Origin of the sequence: Variovorax sp. J31P207, assembly GCF_030316965.1 — a bacterium.
Taxonomy (GTDB): Bacteria; Pseudomonadota; Gammaproteobacteria; order Burkholderiales; family Burkholderiaceae_C; genus Variovorax; species Variovorax ginsengisoli_B.
Genome location: NZ_JASZYN010000001.1, coordinates 544,322 through 562,365, shown reverse-complemented (window position 1 = coordinate 562,365; position 18,044 = coordinate 544,322). Strand labels below are relative to the sequence as shown.

General features: G+C 70.3%; 17 protein-coding genes. 12 read left to right on the top strand and 5 right to left on the bottom strand.

Going from position 1 to position 18,044, the window contains the following annotated elements:
• Window positions 1–21 precede the first annotated feature (21 nt).
• From QTI68_RS02700 to QTI68_RS02675, 6 genes are all read left to right on the top strand, one after another.
• Entirely contained in the window at window positions 22–2,397 is a 2,376-nt protein-coding gene (locus QTI68_RS02700) for a xanthine dehydrogenase family protein molybdopterin-binding subunit (RefSeq protein WP_286519504.1), read from the top strand.
• A 10-nt stretch (window positions 2,398–2,407) separates the two neighbouring features.
• Window positions 2,408–3,247, top strand: a complete 840-nt coding sequence (locus QTI68_RS02695; protein WP_286519503.1) for an FAD binding domain-containing protein — start codon at window positions 2,408–2,410, stop codon at window positions 3,245–3,247.
• Window positions 3,244–4,452, top strand: a complete 1,209-nt coding sequence (locus QTI68_RS02690; protein ID WP_286519502.1) for a xanthine dehydrogenase family Fe-S subunit — start codon at window positions 3,244–3,246, stop codon at window positions 4,450–4,452. Before QTI68_RS02695 ends, QTI68_RS02690 begins: the two co-directional genes overlap by 4 nt.
• Before the next feature lie 171 nt (window positions 4,453–4,623).
• Complete coding sequence (locus QTI68_RS02685; RefSeq protein ID WP_286520202.1) at window positions 4,624–5,589, top strand: ABC transporter substrate-binding protein; 966 nt, start codon at window positions 4,624–4,626, stop codon at window positions 5,587–5,589.
• Window positions 5,586–6,389: an ABC transporter ATP-binding protein gene (locus QTI68_RS02680; RefSeq protein WP_286519501.1), complete on the top strand. Its 804-nt coding sequence runs from the start codon at window positions 5,586–5,588 to the stop codon at window positions 6,387–6,389. The genes QTI68_RS02685 and QTI68_RS02680 overlap by 4 nt, the downstream gene beginning before the upstream one ends.
• Window positions 6,389–7,156 (top strand): ABC transporter permease, encoded by a 768-nt coding sequence (locus QTI68_RS02675; RefSeq protein WP_286519500.1) that lies wholly within the window; start codon window positions 6,389–6,391, stop codon window positions 7,154–7,156. The genes QTI68_RS02680 and QTI68_RS02675 overlap by 1 nt, the downstream gene beginning before the upstream one ends.
• Window positions 7,157–7,168: 12 nt before the next feature.
• Here the strand turns inward: QTI68_RS02675 and QTI68_RS02670 are convergent, their stop codons facing one another.
• Genes QTI68_RS02670 through QTI68_RS02650 form a run of 5 tightly spaced genes read right to left on the bottom strand, consistent with a single transcriptional unit; the run spans window position 7,169 to window position 12,533 of the window.
• Complete coding sequence (locus QTI68_RS02670; RefSeq protein WP_286519499.1) at window positions 7,169–8,143, bottom strand: Bug family tripartite tricarboxylate transporter substrate binding protein; 975 nt, start codon at window positions 8,141–8,143, stop codon at window positions 7,169–7,171.
• Between the two features lie 28 nt (window positions 8,144–8,171).
• A complete protein-coding gene (locus tag QTI68_RS02665; RefSeq protein ID WP_286519498.1) occupies window positions 8,172–9,725 on the bottom strand; it encodes a bifunctional 3-(3-hydroxy-phenyl)propionate/3-hydroxycinnamic acid hydroxylase in 1,554 nt (517 codons plus the stop codon).
• Complete coding sequence (locus tag QTI68_RS02660) at window positions 9,722–10,585, bottom strand: fumarylacetoacetate hydrolase family protein (RefSeq protein WP_286519497.1); 864 nt, start codon at window positions 10,583–10,585, stop codon at window positions 9,722–9,724. Before QTI68_RS02660 ends, QTI68_RS02665 begins: the two co-directional genes overlap by 4 nt.
• Before the next feature lie 20 nt (window positions 10,586–10,605).
• Entirely contained in the window at window positions 10,606–11,505 is a 900-nt protein-coding gene (locus QTI68_RS02655; RefSeq protein WP_286519496.1) for a VOC family protein, read from the bottom strand.
• Entirely contained in the window at window positions 11,502–12,533 is a 1,032-nt protein-coding gene (locus QTI68_RS02650; protein WP_286519495.1) for an amidohydrolase family protein, read from the bottom strand. Before QTI68_RS02650 ends, QTI68_RS02655 begins: the two co-directional genes overlap by 4 nt.
• Before the next feature lie 84 nt (window positions 12,534–12,617).
• On the opposite strand from QTI68_RS02650, the gene QTI68_RS02645 reads away from it, so the two are divergent.
• From QTI68_RS02645 to QTI68_RS02620, 6 genes are all read left to right on the top strand, one after another.
• Window positions 12,618–13,544, top strand: coding sequence for a LysR family transcriptional regulator (locus tag QTI68_RS02645; RefSeq protein ID WP_286519494.1), 927 nt, complete (start codon window positions 12,618–12,620; stop codon window positions 13,542–13,544).
• Between the two features lie 72 nt (window positions 13,545–13,616).
• The gene (locus QTI68_RS02640; protein WP_286519493.1) at window positions 13,617–14,402 is read left to right on the top strand and encodes a YoaK family protein; all 786 of its coding nucleotides are present in this window, start codon (window positions 13,617–13,619) and stop codon (window positions 14,400–14,402) included.
• A 12-nt stretch (window positions 14,403–14,414) separates the two neighbouring features.
• Window positions 14,415–14,765, top strand: coding sequence for a hypothetical protein (locus tag QTI68_RS02635; RefSeq protein WP_286519492.1), 351 nt, complete (start codon window positions 14,415–14,417; stop codon window positions 14,763–14,765).
• A gap of 78 nt (window positions 14,766–14,843) precedes the next feature.
• Window positions 14,844–16,247: a porin gene (locus QTI68_RS02630; RefSeq protein WP_286519491.1), complete on the top strand. Its 1,404-nt coding sequence runs from the start codon at window positions 14,844–14,846 to the stop codon at window positions 16,245–16,247.
• 30 nt (window positions 16,248–16,277) lie between these two features.
• Window positions 16,278–17,195 (top strand): metal ABC transporter substrate-binding protein, encoded by a 918-nt coding sequence (locus QTI68_RS02625; protein ID WP_286519490.1) that lies wholly within the window; start codon window positions 16,278–16,280, stop codon window positions 17,193–17,195.
• The gene (locus QTI68_RS02620; protein WP_286519489.1) at window positions 17,192–17,974 is read left to right on the top strand and encodes a metal ABC transporter permease; all 783 of its coding nucleotides are present in this window, start codon (window positions 17,192–17,194) and stop codon (window positions 17,972–17,974) included. The genes QTI68_RS02625 and QTI68_RS02620 overlap by 4 nt, the downstream gene beginning before the upstream one ends.
• Window positions 17,975–18,044 lie beyond the last annotated feature (70 nt).

Genomic DNA, 18,044 nt, shown 5'->3' with positions numbered 1-18,044 from the left:
CCGGACAAAAGTGGGATCCCTATGAAAAGCTCCGAATCAGAAAACGGCACGGCCCAGGGCGTCGGCGCCCGCGTGCTGCGCAAGGAAGACGCGCGCCACTTGCACGGCAAGGGCAATTTCGTGGCCGACATGAGCCTGCCCGAGCTCTGCGAGGTCGCCTTCCTGCGCAGCCCGCTGGCGCACGCCCGGATCGTCTCGGCCCGACGGCCCGCAACGGGCAGCGAGTGCGTCGTGCTGCGCGAGGACATGGCCGATGCGCTCGACATCGTGGCCGACTCCACGCTGCCGACCTACCAGTCCTCGGCCCAGCCGCCGCTGGCGGCGGGCAAGGTCCGCTTCGTCGGCGAGCCGGTGGCCATGGTCTTCGCCCGCACCCGCGCCGAGGCCGAAGACCTGGCGGAGCAGGTCGAGCTCGAATACGACGAGCTGCCGGTGTACGCCGATGCCGACACCTCGCGCGCCGCCACCGGCGAGCGCATCCACGCGCAATGGCGCGACAACACCTTCGTCACGCTGCACGCCGACAAGGACTTCGAGGCCCATGCCGCCCAGGCCTCGCTGGTGGTGCGGCGCGAGGTCTCGCTGGCGCGCCAGTGCATGGTGCCGATGGAAGGCAAGGCCGTGCTCGCCTACTGGGACCACCAGGCCGACCAGCTGGTGGTGGTCAGTGCGACCCAGGTGCCGCACATGATCCGCACCGTGCTGGCCCAGTGTCTCGGGCTCGACCAGGGCCGGGTGCGCGTGATCTCGCCCGACGTCGGCGGCGCCTTCGGCTACAAGTGCGTGCTGCAGCAGGAAGAGCTCTGCGTGGCATGGCTGGCCAAGACCCATCGCAAGCCCTTCCGCTACATCGAGGACCGGCGCGAGCACCTGATCGCTGGCGCCAACACGCGCGAGCACAGCTACCAGATGACCGCCTACGCGGACGCCCGCGGCCGGCTGCTGGCGCTCGACGCCCGGATCACGATCGACGGCGGCGCCTATTCGGTCTGGCCGTTCACGATCGGGCTGGAACCCGGCCAGGCCGTCGGCAACCTGCCCGGCCCCTACGCCTTCCGCGGCTACCGCTGCGTGACCGAATGCGTGGCCACCAACAAGCCCGGCTTCGTGCCCTACCGCGGCGTGGCGCGCACCGGCGTCTGCTTCGCGATGGAACTCACGCTCGACGCCATCGCGCGCGCGGTGGGCCGCGAGCCCTGGGAGGTCCGGCTCGAGAACCTGGTCCCGGCTTCGGCCATGCCCTATGTCAACGTCGCCAACAAGCATTTCGACAGCGGCGACTATCCGGCCAGCCTGGTCAAGGCACGCGACATGATCGGTGTCGAAGCGGTGCGCCGCCGCCAGGGCGAGACACGGGCCGACGGCCGGCTGCTCGGTGTCGGCTTCGCCACCTACACCGAGCAGTCGGCGCACGGCACGTCGGTGTTCGCGTCCTGGGGCACGCCGGTGATTCCGGGCTTCGATTCCGCGGCCGTCCGGATGACGCCCGACGGCGGGCTCGAGATCCGCGTCGGCGTGCATTCGCATGGCCAGGGCATGGAGACCACCTTCGCGCAGATCGCGCACGAGATCCTCGGCGTCGACATCGGCCTGATCAAGCTGGTGCACGGCGACACCGGGCAGACGCCGTTCTCCACCGGCACCTATGCGTCGCGCTCGCTGGTGATGTCCGGCGGTGCGGTGGCGCGGGCCTGCAAGGCGCTGGCGCCGCGCATCCTCCACATCGGCGCCCACCTGCTGGGCGCCACACCCGACGCCGCCGTGCTCGCCGGCGGACGGATCGTCGTGGGCGACCGCAGCGTGCCGGTGGCCGAAGTGGCGCAGGCCTGGTATCTGCGGCCCGACCGCCTGCCGGCCGACGTCGATGCGGCCGGGCTCGAAGTCACGACCGGCTTCAAGCCCAAGGTCGACACCGGCGCCTTCACCTATGCGACCCATGCGGTCACGGTGGCGGTCGACCCGGAGACCGGCCATGTGGACATCCTCGACTACGTGATCGTCGAGGACTGCGGCACCATGATCAACCCGATGGTGGTCGAGGGCCAGACCTACGGCGGCGTGGCGCAGGGCATCGGCACCGCGCTCTACGAGGAGACGCCGTACGACCGCAACGGCCAGCCGCTCGCCTCCACCCTGGCCGACTACATGCTGCCGGGCGCGACCGAGGTGCCGGCCATGCGCATCCACCATTTCGAGACCCCGTCTCCGCACACCGAGTTCGGCGCCAAGGGCATGGGCGAGGGCGGGGCGATCGCGCCGCCGGCCGCGATCTTCAACGCGGTCAACGACGCGCTGCGGCCGCTGGGCGCCGAAGTCTCGCGCACGCCCCTGACTCCGCGCCGCCTGCTCGAGGCCATCGAGGCGGCGCAGGTGGTCGACAACCGGAAAGCCGCATGAGGAGCCCCCGATGAAAGCCGCGAGCTTCGACTACCAACGCCCCGCCACCCTGAAGGACGCCTTGCGCGCGCTGGCCGATGGCGGCGGCGGCGCCAAGGTGATGGGCGGCGGCCAATCGCTCGGCCCGATGCTGAACCTGCGCCTGACGCGGCCGAAGCAGGTGATCGACGTCTCGGCGCTGGCCGAGCTGCGGCAGGTCACGGCCGAGGGCGACCAGCTGCGCATCGGTTCCGCCGTCACGCATGCCGAGATCGAGGACGGCGTCCACGCCTTGCTGCGCGACGGCCTGCTGCAGTCGGTGGCGGGCGGCATCGCCTACCGGGCGATCCGCAACCGCGGCACGCTCGGGGGCAGCCTGGCGCATGCCGACCCGGCGGCCGACTGGGTGCTGACCATGGCCGCCCTGGGCGCACAGATCGAGATCGCCTCCGCCACCGGCATGCGCCGGGTGCCGATGGAGCGCTTCATGCAGGGCGCCTACACCACCGACCTGGCCGACGGCGAACTGCTGGCGGCGGTGCTCGTTCCCAGGCTCGGCCTCGCGGCCCGCTGGGGGTATTTCAAGTTCTGCCGCAAGACCGGCGAGTTCGCCGAAGCCAGCTGCGCGGCGGTGTTCGATCCGTCGCGCAAGCTCGCGCGCATCGTGCTCGGGGCGCTCGATGGCGCACCGCAGGCCTTGCCGGCACTCGCAGCGCAGGTGGCACGCGACGCTGCGATGCCGTCGCGCGACACGCTTCGATCGGCGGTCGCCGCGGCGCTGCCGGCCAAGGACGCGGTCGATCGCAAACTGATGGTCGCGGCGGTCGAGCGCTGCCTGCACCAGATCTTCGTTCCGGAGCTTTCCACATGACCACCATCGCCCTCGAACTCAACGGGCGCGAGCTCCGCCGTGACGTGCCCGCGCGCATGCACCTGGCCGATTTCGTGCGCGAGGAAGGCCGCCAGACCGGCACCCACCTCGGCTGCGAGCATGGCGTCTGCGGCGCCTGCACGGTGCTGGTCGACGACCGGCCGGTGCGCTCGTGCATCGCCTTCGCGGTGGCCTGCGACGGCCGGAAGGTGACGACCGTCGAAGGCTACGACCACGACCCGCTGATGGCGCTGCTGCGTCCCGCGTTCTCGCGCCACCATGCGCTGCAATGCGGCTTCTGCACGCCCGGCATGCTGGCCACGTCGCGCGACATCGTGCTGCGCTTCCCGGACGCCGACGAGGCCCGGGTCCGGCTCGAACTCTCCGGCAACCTGTGCCGCTGCACCGGCTATGTCGGCATCGTGGGGGCGATCCGCGACGTGCTGGCCCAATGCCGCGGCGGCGCCCACCCCGAGATCGACGCCCTGCGCGCTGCGATGCCGGGCCACGCCTGCAGCGCATCGGCGCCTGCAGCGACGCCGGGCTTCACGGCCTTCGAGGCGGCCGACACCGGCGTGGCGGCGGTGGCCGCCGTGCCGCGCGGCGAGGCGCCTGCGGCGGACGCCGCCGCGCCGGCCAACGGCACCCGCATCCAGGGCCAGTTCACGGTGCCGTTCCCGGCCGCCGATGTCTGGCGCTTCATGGCCGACCTGCCTGCGGTGGCCGCCTGCCTGCCGGGTGCCGAACTGACCGAGCACAACGGCGATCGGGTCAAGGGACGGGTGGCGATCAAGTTCGGTCCGATGTCGGCCAGCTTCAACGGCGCCGCCCGGCTCGACCGCGACGACAGCACCCGCAGCGCGGTGCTGAAGGGCGCCGGCCAGGATTCGCTGAGCCAGTCGCGCGCCAACGGCGACGTGGCCTACCGGCTGACGGAAGTCTCGCCGGCCTTGACCCGGGTCGATGTCGACCTGCTCTATTCGCTGCAGGGCCCGCTGGCGCAGTTCTCGCGCTCCGGCCTGGTCAAGGACTTCGTCGGCCGCCTGATCCAGGAGTTCGGCAAGAACGTGGCCCTGCGCATGGACCCCGCGCGCTCGGCCGGCGCGCCCCTGCCGCCGGCGCGCCTCAACGCCTTCAGCATGGGCGTCGGCGTGCTGTGGTCGCGCATCCGCCGCTGGTTCGGCCGCGGCGACCAGGTCGGATAGCCGCCACTTCCGTTCCCCATTCCCCGCACCGCGGCGCGTCTCGCAGGACTCGCGCCGATGGCGCAGCTTTGTCTGTCGATTGGTCCCTTTGCTCCTGGAGAAACGATGATGAATGGCTTGCTTGCTGGAACTCTTCGCGCAGCGCTCGCGTGCTGCATCGGCCTCGGTGCCATGACGGGCGCCCATGCCCAGGCGCTCGAGAAGCTCAAGGTCCGCCTCGACTGGACGCCCTGGGGCGTGCACGCCGCGCTGCACCTGGCGCAGCAGAAGGGCTGGTTCAACGCCGCCGGGCTCGACGTCAGCCTGGAGGACGGCAACGGCTCCGTCACCACGGTGCAGCTGGTCGGCGGCGGCGACCAATTCGATGTCGGCCATGCGGCGCTGGCGTCGATGATGATCGCGCGCGACAAGGGCGTGCCGGTGAAGGCGGTCGCGGTCTTCGCGCGGCTCAGCGACGTCGGCCTGCTGGTGCCCAAGGACGGCGGCATCCACGGGCCGAAGGACCTCAAGGGCAAGAAGGTCGCCTACACCGCGGGCTCGCTCGAAGCGCCATTCATCGATGCCTTCCTGGCCGCCGGCGGCCTGAAGCGCAGCGACCTCGAGCTGGTCGGTGTCGATGCCGCGGGCAAGGCGGCCACCTATGCCGCCGGCCGCACCGACGCCGCCTTCTCGACCATCCCGTTCTTCCTACCCGTGGTGTCGCTGACCCGGCCGTCGGACGCCATCCGCTTCGCCGACTACAACCTCAACATGCCGAGCTTCGGGCTGTTCGCGACCGAAGGGAAGCTCGCGTCGCGCGGCCCCGCCATCGGCAAGTTCGCGAGCGTGGTGGCGGCCTCCTGGACCTACGTGCTGAACGGGCACGAAGACGAGGCGGTCGATGCCATCGTGGCGCAGCGGCCCCAGGCCAAGCTCGACAAGAAGGTGGTGCGGGCGCAGATCGATGCCCTGCGGCCCTTCTTCCAGTCGCCCGCCGCCGCCGGACAGCCGACCGGCGTGCCGGTGGCCGCCGACTGGACCACCGCCGTCAAGACGCTGACCGATGCCGGACTGATCAAGTCGATCAAGGACGGCAACGACTTCTTCGCGCCGGGGCTGGTGCGGCCGGTGGTGCTGAAGACGGCTGGCGCGCCATGAACGCGGCGGCCATCCATGCCGACCGGGTGCGCAAGGTCTATCCCGGCGAGCGGGCGCTGACTGCGCTGGACGGCATCTCGCTCGACATCCGGCCGGGCGAGTTCGTGAGCATCCTGGGCCCCAGCGGCTGTGGCAAGAGCACCTTCCTGCGCTGCGTCGCCGGGCTCGAGCCGGTGACCGAGGGGACGCTCAGCGTCGACGGCCGAGTGGTGGCCGGGCCGCCCGATCACCTGGGCATGGTGTTCCAGCGCGACGCGCTGCTCGAATGGCGCACCATCGAGCGCAACATCCTGCTGCCGATCGAGTTCGCCGGCAAGCCGACCCAGGCCTACCGCGCCGCGATGGCGCAGCTGCTGAAGCTCACCGGCCTGTCCGACTTCGGCGACCGCTATCCGCGCGAACTCTCGGGCGGCATGCGGCAGCGAGCGGCGATCTGCCGTGCGCTGATCGACCAGCCGGGCCTGTTGCTGATGGACGAGCCCTTCGGTGCCCTCGACGCCCTGACGCGCGACCAGATGAACGTCGAGCTGCAGCGGATCTGGCTCGAGACCCGCAACACCGTGATGTTCGTGACGCACGGGATCTCGGAAGCGGTATTTCTGGCCGACAGGGTGGTGGTCTTCTCGCCGCGGCCCGGGCGCATCGCCGACATCATCGAGGTCGACCTGCCGCGTCCGCGCCGGCTGGCGGTGCGCGAGACGGCGCAGTTCGGCGCCTACACCGGGCGCATCCGCGACCTGTTCCACGAGATGGGGCTCATCAACGAAGAGCCCGTCCAGGCCATCGAGGAGGCCGCCTGATGAACCCATGGATCGCCAAGGCCAGGCAATGGCTGCTCGGCGCGATGTCGATCGTCGCCTTTCTCGTGGTCTGGGAAGTGCTGGTGCGGGCGCTGCACGTGCGGCCGGTGACGCTGCCGCCACCGACCGCCATCCTGGGCGAGCTCGCCGGCGAATGGCACTGGTATCTCGACCACACGCTCTACACCCTGCTCACCACCCTGGGCGGCTTCGCGCTGTCGGTGGTGGTCGGCGTCGCGCTGGCGATGCTGCTGGTGGGGTCGCGCTGGTTCGAGCACACGGTCTATCCGCTGATCGTGGCGCTGAACAGCGTGCCCAAGGTCGCGATCGCGCCGCTGTTCGTGATCTGGCTCGGTACCGGCTCCGAACCCAAGATCGCGATCGCCTTCCTGATCGCGGTCTTCGCGGTGATCGTCGACGCGGTGCACGGGCTGCGCTCGGTGCCGCAGGATGTGCTCGACCTCGGCACCGTGCTGAAGGGCTCGACGCTCGACTTCTTCTTCAAGGTCCGGCTGCCCTGCGCGCTGCCCTCGATCCTGACCGGCATGAAGGTGGCGATCTCGCTGTCGCTGGTGGGCGCCATCGTGGGCGAGTTCGTCGCCTCGCAGCGCGGCCTCGGCTACGTGATCCTGAGCGCGCAGGGAACCTTCGACACGGCGCGGGTGTTCGCGGCGGTGTTCATGCTGGCGCTGCTCGGCATCGTGCTCTATGGCGCACTGGCCTGGGCCGAGCGGCGCGCAACGCCATGGCGGCGGGTCGACGGCTAGCGTCGCCTGGCATCACTCCGGCGCGATGCTCAAGTCCTTCGTGAGCTTGGCCCAGCGTGAATGCTCCGCGTCCAGCATGCCGCCCATCTGCGCCACCGTGCCGGCGCCGTCGGTCATCGGGCCGATGGCCAGCAGGCGCGCCGCCATGTCCTTGTCGCTCAGCACGACGTCGAGCTCACGGTTCAACCGCTGGACGACGGCCGGCGGCGTGCCGGCAGGGGCGACGATTCCGATCCAGCCGGCATAGTTGAACCCGGGCAAGGTGTCGGCCACGGGCGGCACGTGGTCCCAGCCGGCGATGCGCTTGGCGGTGGTGACGGCCAGCGGGCGGAGCTTGCCGGCCGTGACCATCTGCGAGACCGAGGGGACGTCGCTCACCAGCACTTCGATCTGGCCGCCGACCGTGTCGGTCACGCCGGCACTGACGGAGGCATAGGGCACCGAGTTCACCTCGATGCCCAGTTGGGCGGCCAGCAGCCGGGTGATCATGCCGCTGAAGGTCTTCGGCCCTTCGTTGGCGATGGCCAGCTTGCCGGGATTGGCCTTGGCGTACGCGACCAGGTCGCCCAGCGACTGGAACTTCGACCCCGCATTGACCGAGATGGTGAAAGGCACCGTGCCGACCATGCCGACCGGGACGAAGTCCTTCCGGGGGTCGTAGGGCAGGTTCTTGAACAGGTAGGAGTTCATGACCAGCGCCGCGGCGGTCGCGAAATAGAAGGTGTAGCCGTCGGCGGCCGAACGGGCCGCCGCCTGGGCGCCGATCGCGTTCTGACCGCCTGGACGGTTCTCCACCACGATCGGCTGGTTGAGCCGGCGCGAGAGCTGGTCGCCGATCATGCGTGCCATCGAGTCCGGGCCCGATCCGGCGGGCTGCGACAGGATCAGCTTGATGGGCTTGTCGGGCCATCCTTGGGCCCAGGCGGTCGGCAGCCAGGTGGCGAGCAGCGCGGCGCCGCCGGTCAGGGTGAAGGTCCTGCGATTCATTGTCGATGTCTCCTGTTGATTGTTGGGTTCAGGCCTCGCAGGCCGCCGTGACGCCGAGGGCGATGGCCGCCTCTTCGAGCAGCGCCGTGGTTTCTTGCGCCGTGGCCGCGACGCCATAGACGTAGTTGTCCGGCCGCACCAGCGCCGCCACGCAGGCATGGCGGCGGAACCAGTCGGCGGCGACGCCTTCCGTTTCCGCCAGGGCCTCCAGCGAGACCCGCGTGAGCCCGCTCCAGAGGCCGGCTTCAGCGCCCGCTGCCGCTCCATCGATGAGTACCAGCCGCCAGCCGTGGCCCGCGACCTCGTCCATGCGGCTTCTCTTCTCGCCCTCCTGCAGCCAGGGCTGAGGAAACAGGCCGCCGCGTGCCGCGCTCTCGCGCCCGGAGAGCAGGCCGTGTTCGAGCCGGGGCAGGATGTCCTGGCGCGGCGTGTCCCTGACCACCCCGGCGCAATCCGCCAGCAGCTGCGCATCGCGCGCCCGGGCCTTGGCCGGGTCGCGTTCGCAGATCACCGCGCCGACACCCTTGATGCGGCTCGTGAGCTCGCGCACATGCGCCTTGCGCTCGGTGCCGTAGCTGTCGAGCAGGGCCTCGGCGGCCGGGCCGCCGACCTCGCCCTGCAGCACGGCCGCGAGCTTCCAGCTCAGGTTCGCCGCGTCGCGGATGCCCTGGCACATGCCCTGGCCGAGGAAGGGCGGCTGCATGTGCGCGGCATCGCCGGCCAGGAACACGCGGCCCTTGCGCCACTGGGCGGCCACCAGCGCGTGGAAGCGATAGCTGGCCTGGCGCCACAGCACGCCGTCCGCGGGCGTGAGCCAGCGCGCGAGCAGCTTCCAGGTCTCGGCGTCGGTCGCGACCGCGCCGGGATCTTCGCCCGGCTTCAGCGAGATCTCCCAGCGGCGATGGTTCTTCGGACCGATCACCAGGGTGCACGGACGCTCCGGCTCGCAGTACTGCACGCTCACCGGCGGCAGCTTGGCGAGGCCCTGGTCGTTGACCAGCACGTCCACCACCAGCCAGGGCTCGTCGAAGTCGAGGTCCTCCAGCGGCATGTCGAGTTGCGTGCGCACGGTGCTCGAGCCGCCGTCGCAGGCGATCGCGTACCTGGCGCGCACCGTCTTGCGCTCGCCGTTCGCTGCGTCGATGGCGAGCGACACGCCGTTCGCGTACTGGTCGATGCCTTGCAGCGTCGCGCCGAGCTCGACCGTCACGTTGGGCAGCTCGGCGACCCGTGCGCGCAGCACGCGCTCCACCGCCGGCTGCGTGAAGACCATCGAGGGCGTGTAGCCCTGCGGGTAGGGCGGCTCGACCATGGTCATGCGGCGGATCAGCTGGCCATCGACGCCGAAGTATTCGGAGTTGGTGAAGGGCTCGCAGTGGGGCTCCACCGCTTCGGCCACGCCGAGCTGCTGGAACACCCGCATGATTTCGTGGTCGAGGGCGATCGCGCGCGGGATCTGGTAGACGTCCTGCAGCCGCTCGCAGACATGGACCCGCAGGCCCTTCTGCCCCAGCAGCCCGGCTGCGACCTGGCCCGCCGGACCGTAGCCGACGATCGCGACGTCGTAGACGGGCTCGTTCATCTCGCTTCGTTCACGATCGGATTGGACAAGGTGCCGACGCGTTCGATCTCGACCTCGTAGCGATCGCCGGCCTTCATCCACACCGGCGGCGTGCGCGCCTGGCCGACGCCGGCCGGCGTGCCCATGACGATCACGTCGCCGGGCTCCAGGGTCAGCACCTCGGCCAGCAGGGCAATCGTCTCGGCGACGCTGAAGATCATGTCGCTGGTGTTCGCGTCCTGCATCACCTCGCCGTTGAGGCGGCCCTGGATCTTGAGGCCGACCGCGCCGGGCGGCAGCGCGTCGGCGCTCACCAGCAGCGGTCCGAAGCCGCCGGTGCCGTCGAAGTTCTTGCCGATGGTCCATTGCGGCGTGCGCTTCTGGTAGTCGCGCACGCTCATGTCATTGAAGCAGCTGTAGCCGAAGACGTATTGCAGCGCGTCGGCCTCCTTGGTGTGGCGCGGCACGCGGCGGCCGATCACCACCGCCAGCTCGGCCTCGTAGTCGAACTTCGAGGACACCGAGGGCACGACGCCGGCCTCGCCGTGGGCGATCAGCGAGGAGGCGCCGCGGAAGAAGAACCAGGGGTAGTCCGGCTTCTCGCGCCCGCCTTCCTTGGCATGGTCGTAGTAGTTGAGGCCGAGGCAGACGATCTTGCCCGGCTCGGGCACCAACGGTGCGAGGGTCGCGGCGGCCAGCGGCTGGCGGGCGCCATGGGCCAGCGCCTGCCGTGCCGCCTCGTTCAGGTCGACGCCGGACTGGAGCGCGCGGCGAAGATCGTCGGGCACCTGCGGCTGGGCATCGTTCAGGTCGATCAGCTGGTCGTTGTCGACCACGGCCAGGCGAGGCGCGCCGTCGCGCAGGTAGGTGGTGAAGTTCATGGCTTTCTCTTTCAGGGGAATCAGGAGGGAACGAACAGGACGCGCCGCTGCGCCTCCTTCAGGGTGGGGCCGGGCGGTGGCGAGATGCCCCACTGGTCGACGCGGCCGGGCGGCCACTTCCAGTCTTCCGGCCCGCGAGGCTGGTAGCGCTCGTCGACCTGCTCGACCTCGGCCGTGTATTCGATGACGACGCCGAAGGGATCGATGAAGTAGTTGAAGAGGTTGTTGCCGGGACCATGGCGCCCCGGCCCCCACTGGATCGGGAAGCCTGCATCCTTCATCCGGCCGCCGCCGCGCATCACGGCATCGCCGTCGGGCATCAGGAAGGCGATGTGGTTGAGCGCGTCGTTGTCCGAGACGCCGACGGCCAGCGTGTGGTGGTCGCTGTTGCAGTTCATGAAGGCAATCGCCACGGTGCGATCGGCCAAGGTGAAGCCGAGCACCTTCGCCAGGAAGGCCTGCGTCTCGTCGACGGCGTGGCTGTTGAGCACGACGTGGGTCAGCCGCAGCGGCCGGTCGCGCGTCGACGCCGACGGCTCGCGGCGGGCATCGCCATGCACCACCTGGAAGATGCGGCCGTGCGGGTCGCGGAAGCTGAAGCCGGTGCCGCCCGCTTCTTCATCCAGCGGCTGGACCGGGCTGAGGATCCGGCCGCCGCTCGGCTCGACCTGCGCGGCCACGACGGCCAGCGCCTCGGCGCTGCGCGCGCGCAGCGTGACATGGCGGATCCGCGGCACGCCGCCGCCGTGGTGCAGCGCGAGCAGAAATGCATCGCTGCCGCTGCCCCGCAGATAGAGCGCGCCGTTGCCGCGTGCAGCGACCTCCAGCCGCCAGGTCTCGGTGTAGAAGCTTTCGGCCTGCGCCAGGTCGGGCAGGTCGAGCGCGACGCTGCGCAGCCCCTCGATCCAGGGTGAACTCATGCGATGCCTTTCGAAAGGCCGAGGAAGCGCTCGGCGTTGCGGTGGACCAGCGCGGCCGCGGTATCGGCATCGAAGCCTGCGGCCTCGACCCGCTCCACCGGCGTGCGGTCGTGGAAGTTGAAGGGGTAGTCGGTGCCCAGCATCAGCTGGCTGCCGCCGAAGCTGCCGACCAGGTGGCGCAGGGTCGGGGTGTCGAACACCAGCGTGTCGTAGAAGAAGCGGCGCGCCTGTTCCACCGGCGATTGCAGCAGGGTGTCCTGCAGGGCAGGGAACACGCCCGCGCCCTGCTGCAGGCGCGGCAGCAGCGAGGCCAGCGTGCCGCCGCCGTGGCTGAAGGCGATCCGCAGCTTCGGCCGCCGTACGAGCAGGTTGCTGGTGATGGCCGAAGCGGCGGCCAGGCCGACGTCGCCGGGGTAGGCCAGCACCTGCTGCAGCGCCGGCGGCCCCACCAGCCGGTCCATGCCCGCGGGCCGGATCGCATGCACGAACACCGCGGCGCCGAGCCGTTCGCAGGCCTCGAAGAAGGGGTCGAAGGCCGGTGCACCGATTGCGACGCCATTGATGTTGCTGCCGATCTCGACGCCGGGGAAGCCGAGCACCTGGACCACATGCTCCAGTTCCCGGATCGCAAGGTCCAAGTCCTGCAGCGGCACCGCGCCCAGGCCTGCGAGTGCGCCGCCGCTTTCGGCCACCATGGCGGCGATCTGCTCGTTCAGGAAGCGCAGCAGCTGCTGCGCGGGCTCGGCCTCCATCCAGTACGAGAGCAGCTCCGGCATCGGCGAGACCACCTGCAGCGCCAGCCCCATGCCCGGCAGGTCCTGCAGCCGCTTGCCCGTGTCCCAGCATTTGTCGGACACGGTGCGATACACCTTGCCCGAGATCATGACGCTGCGGTGGCAGGGCTGGGCCGCGGCCATCGACGGCCAGTCGGCCGGCAGGCGGCTGCCGAGGCAGGCCGGGAAGTTCTCCGGCACCACGTGCGCGTGCGTGTCGATGCCGCAGGCGCAGCCGGATGGGTGTTTCAGCATGCTCAATGTGTGTCTCCGGCCGCGATCGTAGGAAGTCGACCAGTCCATGTACAGACGATTTGGCCGATAGATAAAATCGGTTTCATGGATATTCGTTCGGTCGATCTCAACCTGCTGGTCCTGTTCGACACGATGGCGCGCCTGCGCAGCGTCAACAAGGCGGCGGAGGCCCTGGCGCTGAGCCAGTCGGCCACCAGCGGGGCGTTGGCGCGGCTGCGCGCGGTGTTCGACGACCAGCTGTTCGTGCGCACCGCTTCGCAGATGGAACCGACGCCGCGCGCGCTCGAGCTGGCGCCGGTGGTGCATCGGGTGGTGCAGACGATCCAGTCCGAGATCCTCCAGCAATCAGCCTTCGATCCGGCGCGCGCGGAGCGCAGCTTCACGATCCTCACGCCCGACATCGGCGAGGTCGCCTTCCTGCCGGGCGTGCTCAGGCGGCTGCGCGAAGAGGCGCCGCATGTGCGGCTGCATGCGGTGTCGAGGCCGCGGGCGGCGGCGGCGGACGCGCTGGAGAAGGGCGAGGCCGAGCTCGCCGTCGGCTTCTTTCCGGACCTGCAGCGGGCCGGCTACTTCCAGCAGGCGCTCTTCATGAGCACCTACACCTGCATCGCCTGTGCCCGCAACACGGCGGCGGGGTCGCGCATGACGCTGAAGCAATACCTGTCGGCGCGCCACATCGTCGTGCGGCCCGATGGCCGGGAACATCTGCTGGACCGCTTCCTCGACGACAAGGGCTGGCAGCGCCATGTCACGCTGGAGCTGTCGCATTTCATGAGCCTGGTGGTGCTGCTGCCCGGCAGCGACCTGATCGCCACGGTGCCGCAGGACATCGCCACCGTGGTCGGCCGGCATGTCGCGATCAAGGAGATCGCGCTGCCGTTCCGCCCGCCGCAGCTGCAACTGCAGCAGTACTGGCACCGGCGCATGCAGAACGATCCTGCGAACCGCTGGCTGCGGGGGCTGTTCTATGACGTCAACCGCCGGGAGGCCGGGGCGCAGATGCCGGGCTGACGGCGGTTTGCCTTCCGGGCCGACACCGGCCGCGCCATGCCAAGATAGCGCCGTCGAACCATCGAGACAGCCATGCGACGTCTGCGCTTCCTCACCAACCGCCATCGCGCGCCCTCGACCAACAGGGCCCTGGGGCTGCTGCTGGCCTTCAATGCGGGCGCCGTCAACGCGGGCGGCTTCCTGGTGCTGCACATGTACACCTCGCACATGACCGGCTTCGCCTCCCAGCTTGCGGATGGGCTGGTGCTGGGCAACGCGAAGCTGCTGCTCAACGCGCTGGGTGCGGTGCTGGCCTTCCTGAGCGGCGCGGCGGTTTGCGCGATGCTGGTGAACTGGGGCCGCCAGAACCGGCTGCATGGCGTCTATGCGCTGCCGCTGCTGCTGGAGGCGATGCTGATGCTTCCCTTCGGGCTGATGGGCGCCATCACGCTGACCTGGAACACGCCCTTCGCGGTGCCGCTCACGGTGCTGCTGCTGTCGTTCATCATGGGCTTGCAGAACGCGGTGGCGTCGAAGACCTCGGGCGGCAGCATCCGCACCACCCACATGACCGGCAACATCACCGACCTGGGCATGGAGCTCGGCAAGCTCTTCTACTGGAACCGCGCCGACCACGCCACGGCGGCGCCGGTGCGCCACGATCCGCGGCGCATCCGCATGACCAGCGGCCTGGTGGGCATGTTCGTGCTCGGCGGGATCGTCGGCGCGCTGGGTTTCAAGTACGTGGGCTTCATCTGCACGCTGCCGCTGGCGGCGCTGCTGCTGGCACTGTCGCTGCCGCCGCTGGCGCGCGATCTGCCCCGCTCGCGGGTGCTGCGCCGGCTGGCGGCTTCCTTGGGGTGGCGGCCTGGGCGCTAATATGCGAACGCCATGACCGCCCCGAGTCCGCACCACCGTCCCCCGCGACATCTCGCGTGGCTGCTGTGGCTCGTCCTGCTCCTGCCCTTGGCGCAGGCGGCGTCGAACTGGCATGTGCTGTCGCACACCGCGCAAGCCACTCAGGCCGCGGGCGAGCAGGACGAGACGCTGCCCCAGACCGGCCATTGCGCGCTGTGCCTGATGGCGGCGGCCATCGACGGCGGGGCCTTGCCCGCCGCGCCGGTCGTCTTCTTGCCGCCCACCGCGCCGCACCAGGCGCCCTGTCGGGTGCTTTCGGACGTATGGCAGGCGCCGCCGGCGCCTTGCTACCAGGGGCGCGCCCCGCCCGTCGCCTTGCACTGATCGTTTCGGCCGTCGCGCCAGGCACGCGCTGCATGCGTGCCCGGCGCTGTCCAACGTCCTTGCAAGGAGCGTCATTTCATGCACAAGCTTCACCGGGCCGGCCTTGCGCTGGCCCTGGCGGTGCCATTCGGGGCCATGGCCCAATCCTCGTCCTCCGACGTCGAAGCGCTGCGGCGCGAGATCGATGCGATGCGCGCCGACTACGAGGCGCGGCTGCAGGCGCTCGAGCAGCGCGTCAAGGCCGCCGAGGCCAGCGCCGCCCGTCCGGCCGAGACCGCGACGGCCGCGGCACCGCCGGCTGCCGCGCCGCCTGCCGCCGCACCCGCCGCGCCGACGGTCACGGCATCCGGCGGCGGCGGCGCCAACGCGTTCAACCCCGCCCTGTCGCTGATCCTGTCGGGCGGCTACACCCGCACCTCGCAGAATCCCTCGAACTACGCGATCACGGGCTTCCCGCTGCCGTCCAACGCCGAGATCGGCCCCGGCACCAGCGGCTTCAGCCTGGCGGAGTCCGAACTCGGCTTCTCGGCGAGCATCGATCCGTGGCTGCGCGGCTCAGCCAACATTTCGCTGCACCCCGACAACTCGGTCTCGGTCGAAGAGGCCTTCATCGAGACCACCGCGCTCGACAACGGGCTGTCGCTGAAGGCCGGTCGCTTCTTCTCGGGCATCGGCTACCTCAATCCCCAGCATTCCCACACCTGGGACTTCGTCGACAACCCGCTGGCCTACCAGGCGATGCTGGGCACCCAGTTCAGCAGCGATGGCCTGCAGCTCAAATGGATCGCGCCCATCGAGCAGTACCTCGAACTCGGTGCCGAAGTCGGGCGCGGCAACAGCTATCCCGGCACCGACACCAACCGCAACGGCGCCGGCATGAGCGCGCTCTACGCCCACACCGGGGGCGACATCGGCGAGAGCAACAGCTGGCGCGCCGGCATCTCGGTGCTGTCCGCCACGGCCACCGACCAGGGCCTGGTCGGCACCAACGCGGCGGGTGCCACCGTCAACGACATCTTCAACGGCAATACGCGCGTCTGGGTCGTCGACGGCATCTGGAAGTGGGCGCCCGACGGCAACGCGACGCGGACCAACTTCAAGCTCCAGGGCGAGTACCTGCGCAGCACCCGCGACGGCAACCTGCTGTATGACATCGGCGGTGCCAACGCCTTCGGCGGCTACAAGGTCACGCAATCGGGCTGGTACCTGCAAGGGGTCTACCAGTTCATGCCACGCTGGCGCGTGGGCCTGCGCACCGAGCGGCTCGACCCCGGAACGCCTGAATTCGGGCTCGACTCGGCGGCGCTCTTCACCAGCTACCGGCCGCGCAAGAATTCGCTGATGGTCGACTTCAATCCGAGCGAGTTCTCGCGCATCCGGCTGCAGTTCGCGCAGGACCGTGCGCGCGAGGGCTACATCGACAACCAGATCTTCCTGCAGTACCAGATGAGCCTGGGCGCCCACGGCGCCCACAGCTACTGAGCCCATTCCCTTTCGCAAAGGACACATGCCATGACGAAACGAAACTCTCTCCCCGGCCTGCTCGCCGCGGCGCTGCTGGCGCTCGCACTTCCCGCCCATGCGGCGCTGCACGTCTTCGCCTGCGAGCCCGAATGGGGCGCGCTGGCCAAGGAACTGGGCGGCGACCTGGTCGACGTGTCGATCGCGACCAACGCGCTGCAGGACCCGCACCAGATCCAGGCCAAGCCGAGCCTGATCGCCCGCGCGCGCGGCGCCGACCTGGTGGTCTGCACCGGCGCCGAACTCGAGATCGGCTGGCTGCCGGTGCTGCTGCAGCAGTCGGGCAACGCGAAGGTGCAGGCGGGCCAGCCCGGCAACTTCGCGGCGGCGGATTTCGTGCGCAAGCTCGAAGTGCCGACGCAGGTCGACCGCTCCCAGGGCGACGTGCATGCCGCCGGCAATCCGCACATCCAGACCGATCCGCGCAACATCGCGCTGGTGGCGGCGGCGCTCGGCGCCCGGCTGCAGCAGGTCGACGCTGCGCACGCGGCCGACTACGCCAAGCGCCAGGCCGACTTCACGCAGCGCTGGCAGCAGGCGATGGCGCGCTGGTCGGCGCAGGGCGCGCCGCTCAGGGGCGTGCCGGTGGTGTCGCAGCACAACGCCTTCGTCTACCTGTACGACTGGCTGGGGCTGAAGGAAGTGGCGGTGCTCGAGCCCAAGCCCGGGGTCGAGCCGACCGCCTCGCACCTGCAGGAGGTGCAGGCCCGGCTGAAGGAATCGCCCGGGCGCATGGTGGTCTACGCCGCCTACCAGGACTCGCGGCCCTCGGACTGGCTCAGCAAGAACGCCGGCATCCCGGCGGTCAAGCTGCCGTTCACCGTCGGCGGCACCGAGGGCGCGAAGGACCTGTTCGGTCTCTTCGACGACACGCTGGCCCGGCTGCTGGCCGCCGGGGTCAAGTCGTGAACTGGGCCGCGCTCGACGCGGGCATCCTGGGGCCGGCCCTGGTCGCCGGCCTGCTGGTGCTGGCGACGCACGTGCCGCTCGGCATGCAGGTGCTGGACCGCGGCATCGTCTTCATCGACCTCGCGATCGCGCAGATCGCCGGGCTCGGCGTGATCGCCGCCGATGCGCTGGGCATGCCCGAGGGCGGTGTCGCGGTGCAGGCCGCGGCGGTCTCGGCGGCGCTGCTCGGCGCCTGGCTGCTGACCTGGACCGAGCGGCGCGCACCGCAGCAGCAGGAGGCGCTGATCGGTGTCATGTTCATCCTCGCGGCCTGCGCCGGCATCCTGCTGCTCGCCGGCAATCCGCACGGCGGGGAGCACCTGAAGGACCTGCTGGTCGGCCAGATCCTGTGGGTCGGCAAGACGCAGCTCCTGTGGCTGGGCGGCGTGTCGGCGGTGCTGCTGCTGGCGCTCTGGCTGGGGTGGGTGGAGCGCCTCGGGCGCTTCGGCTTCTATGCCGCCTTTGCACTGGCGGTCACGGCCTCTGTGCAGCTGGTGGGCGTGTACCTGGTGTTCTCGAGCCTCATCATCCCGGCCCTCGGCACGCGGGCGCTGCGGGGCCCGCGGCGCATGGCGCTGGCCTATGGCGTCGGCGTGTCGGGCTATGCCCTGGGGCTGGGACTGTCGGCCGTCTTCGACCTGCCATCGGGCGCCGTGATCGTGTGGGCGCTGGCCGCCTGCGCACTGATGGGCGCGCTGGCCATGCGGCCGAAGGCGGAGACGGACACGGCGCCAGCCTGACTACGGCGTTCAGCTGGGTACACATTTCGATACATCCCGATTAGGATAGCGGGGGCTCGGCATCGCGCCG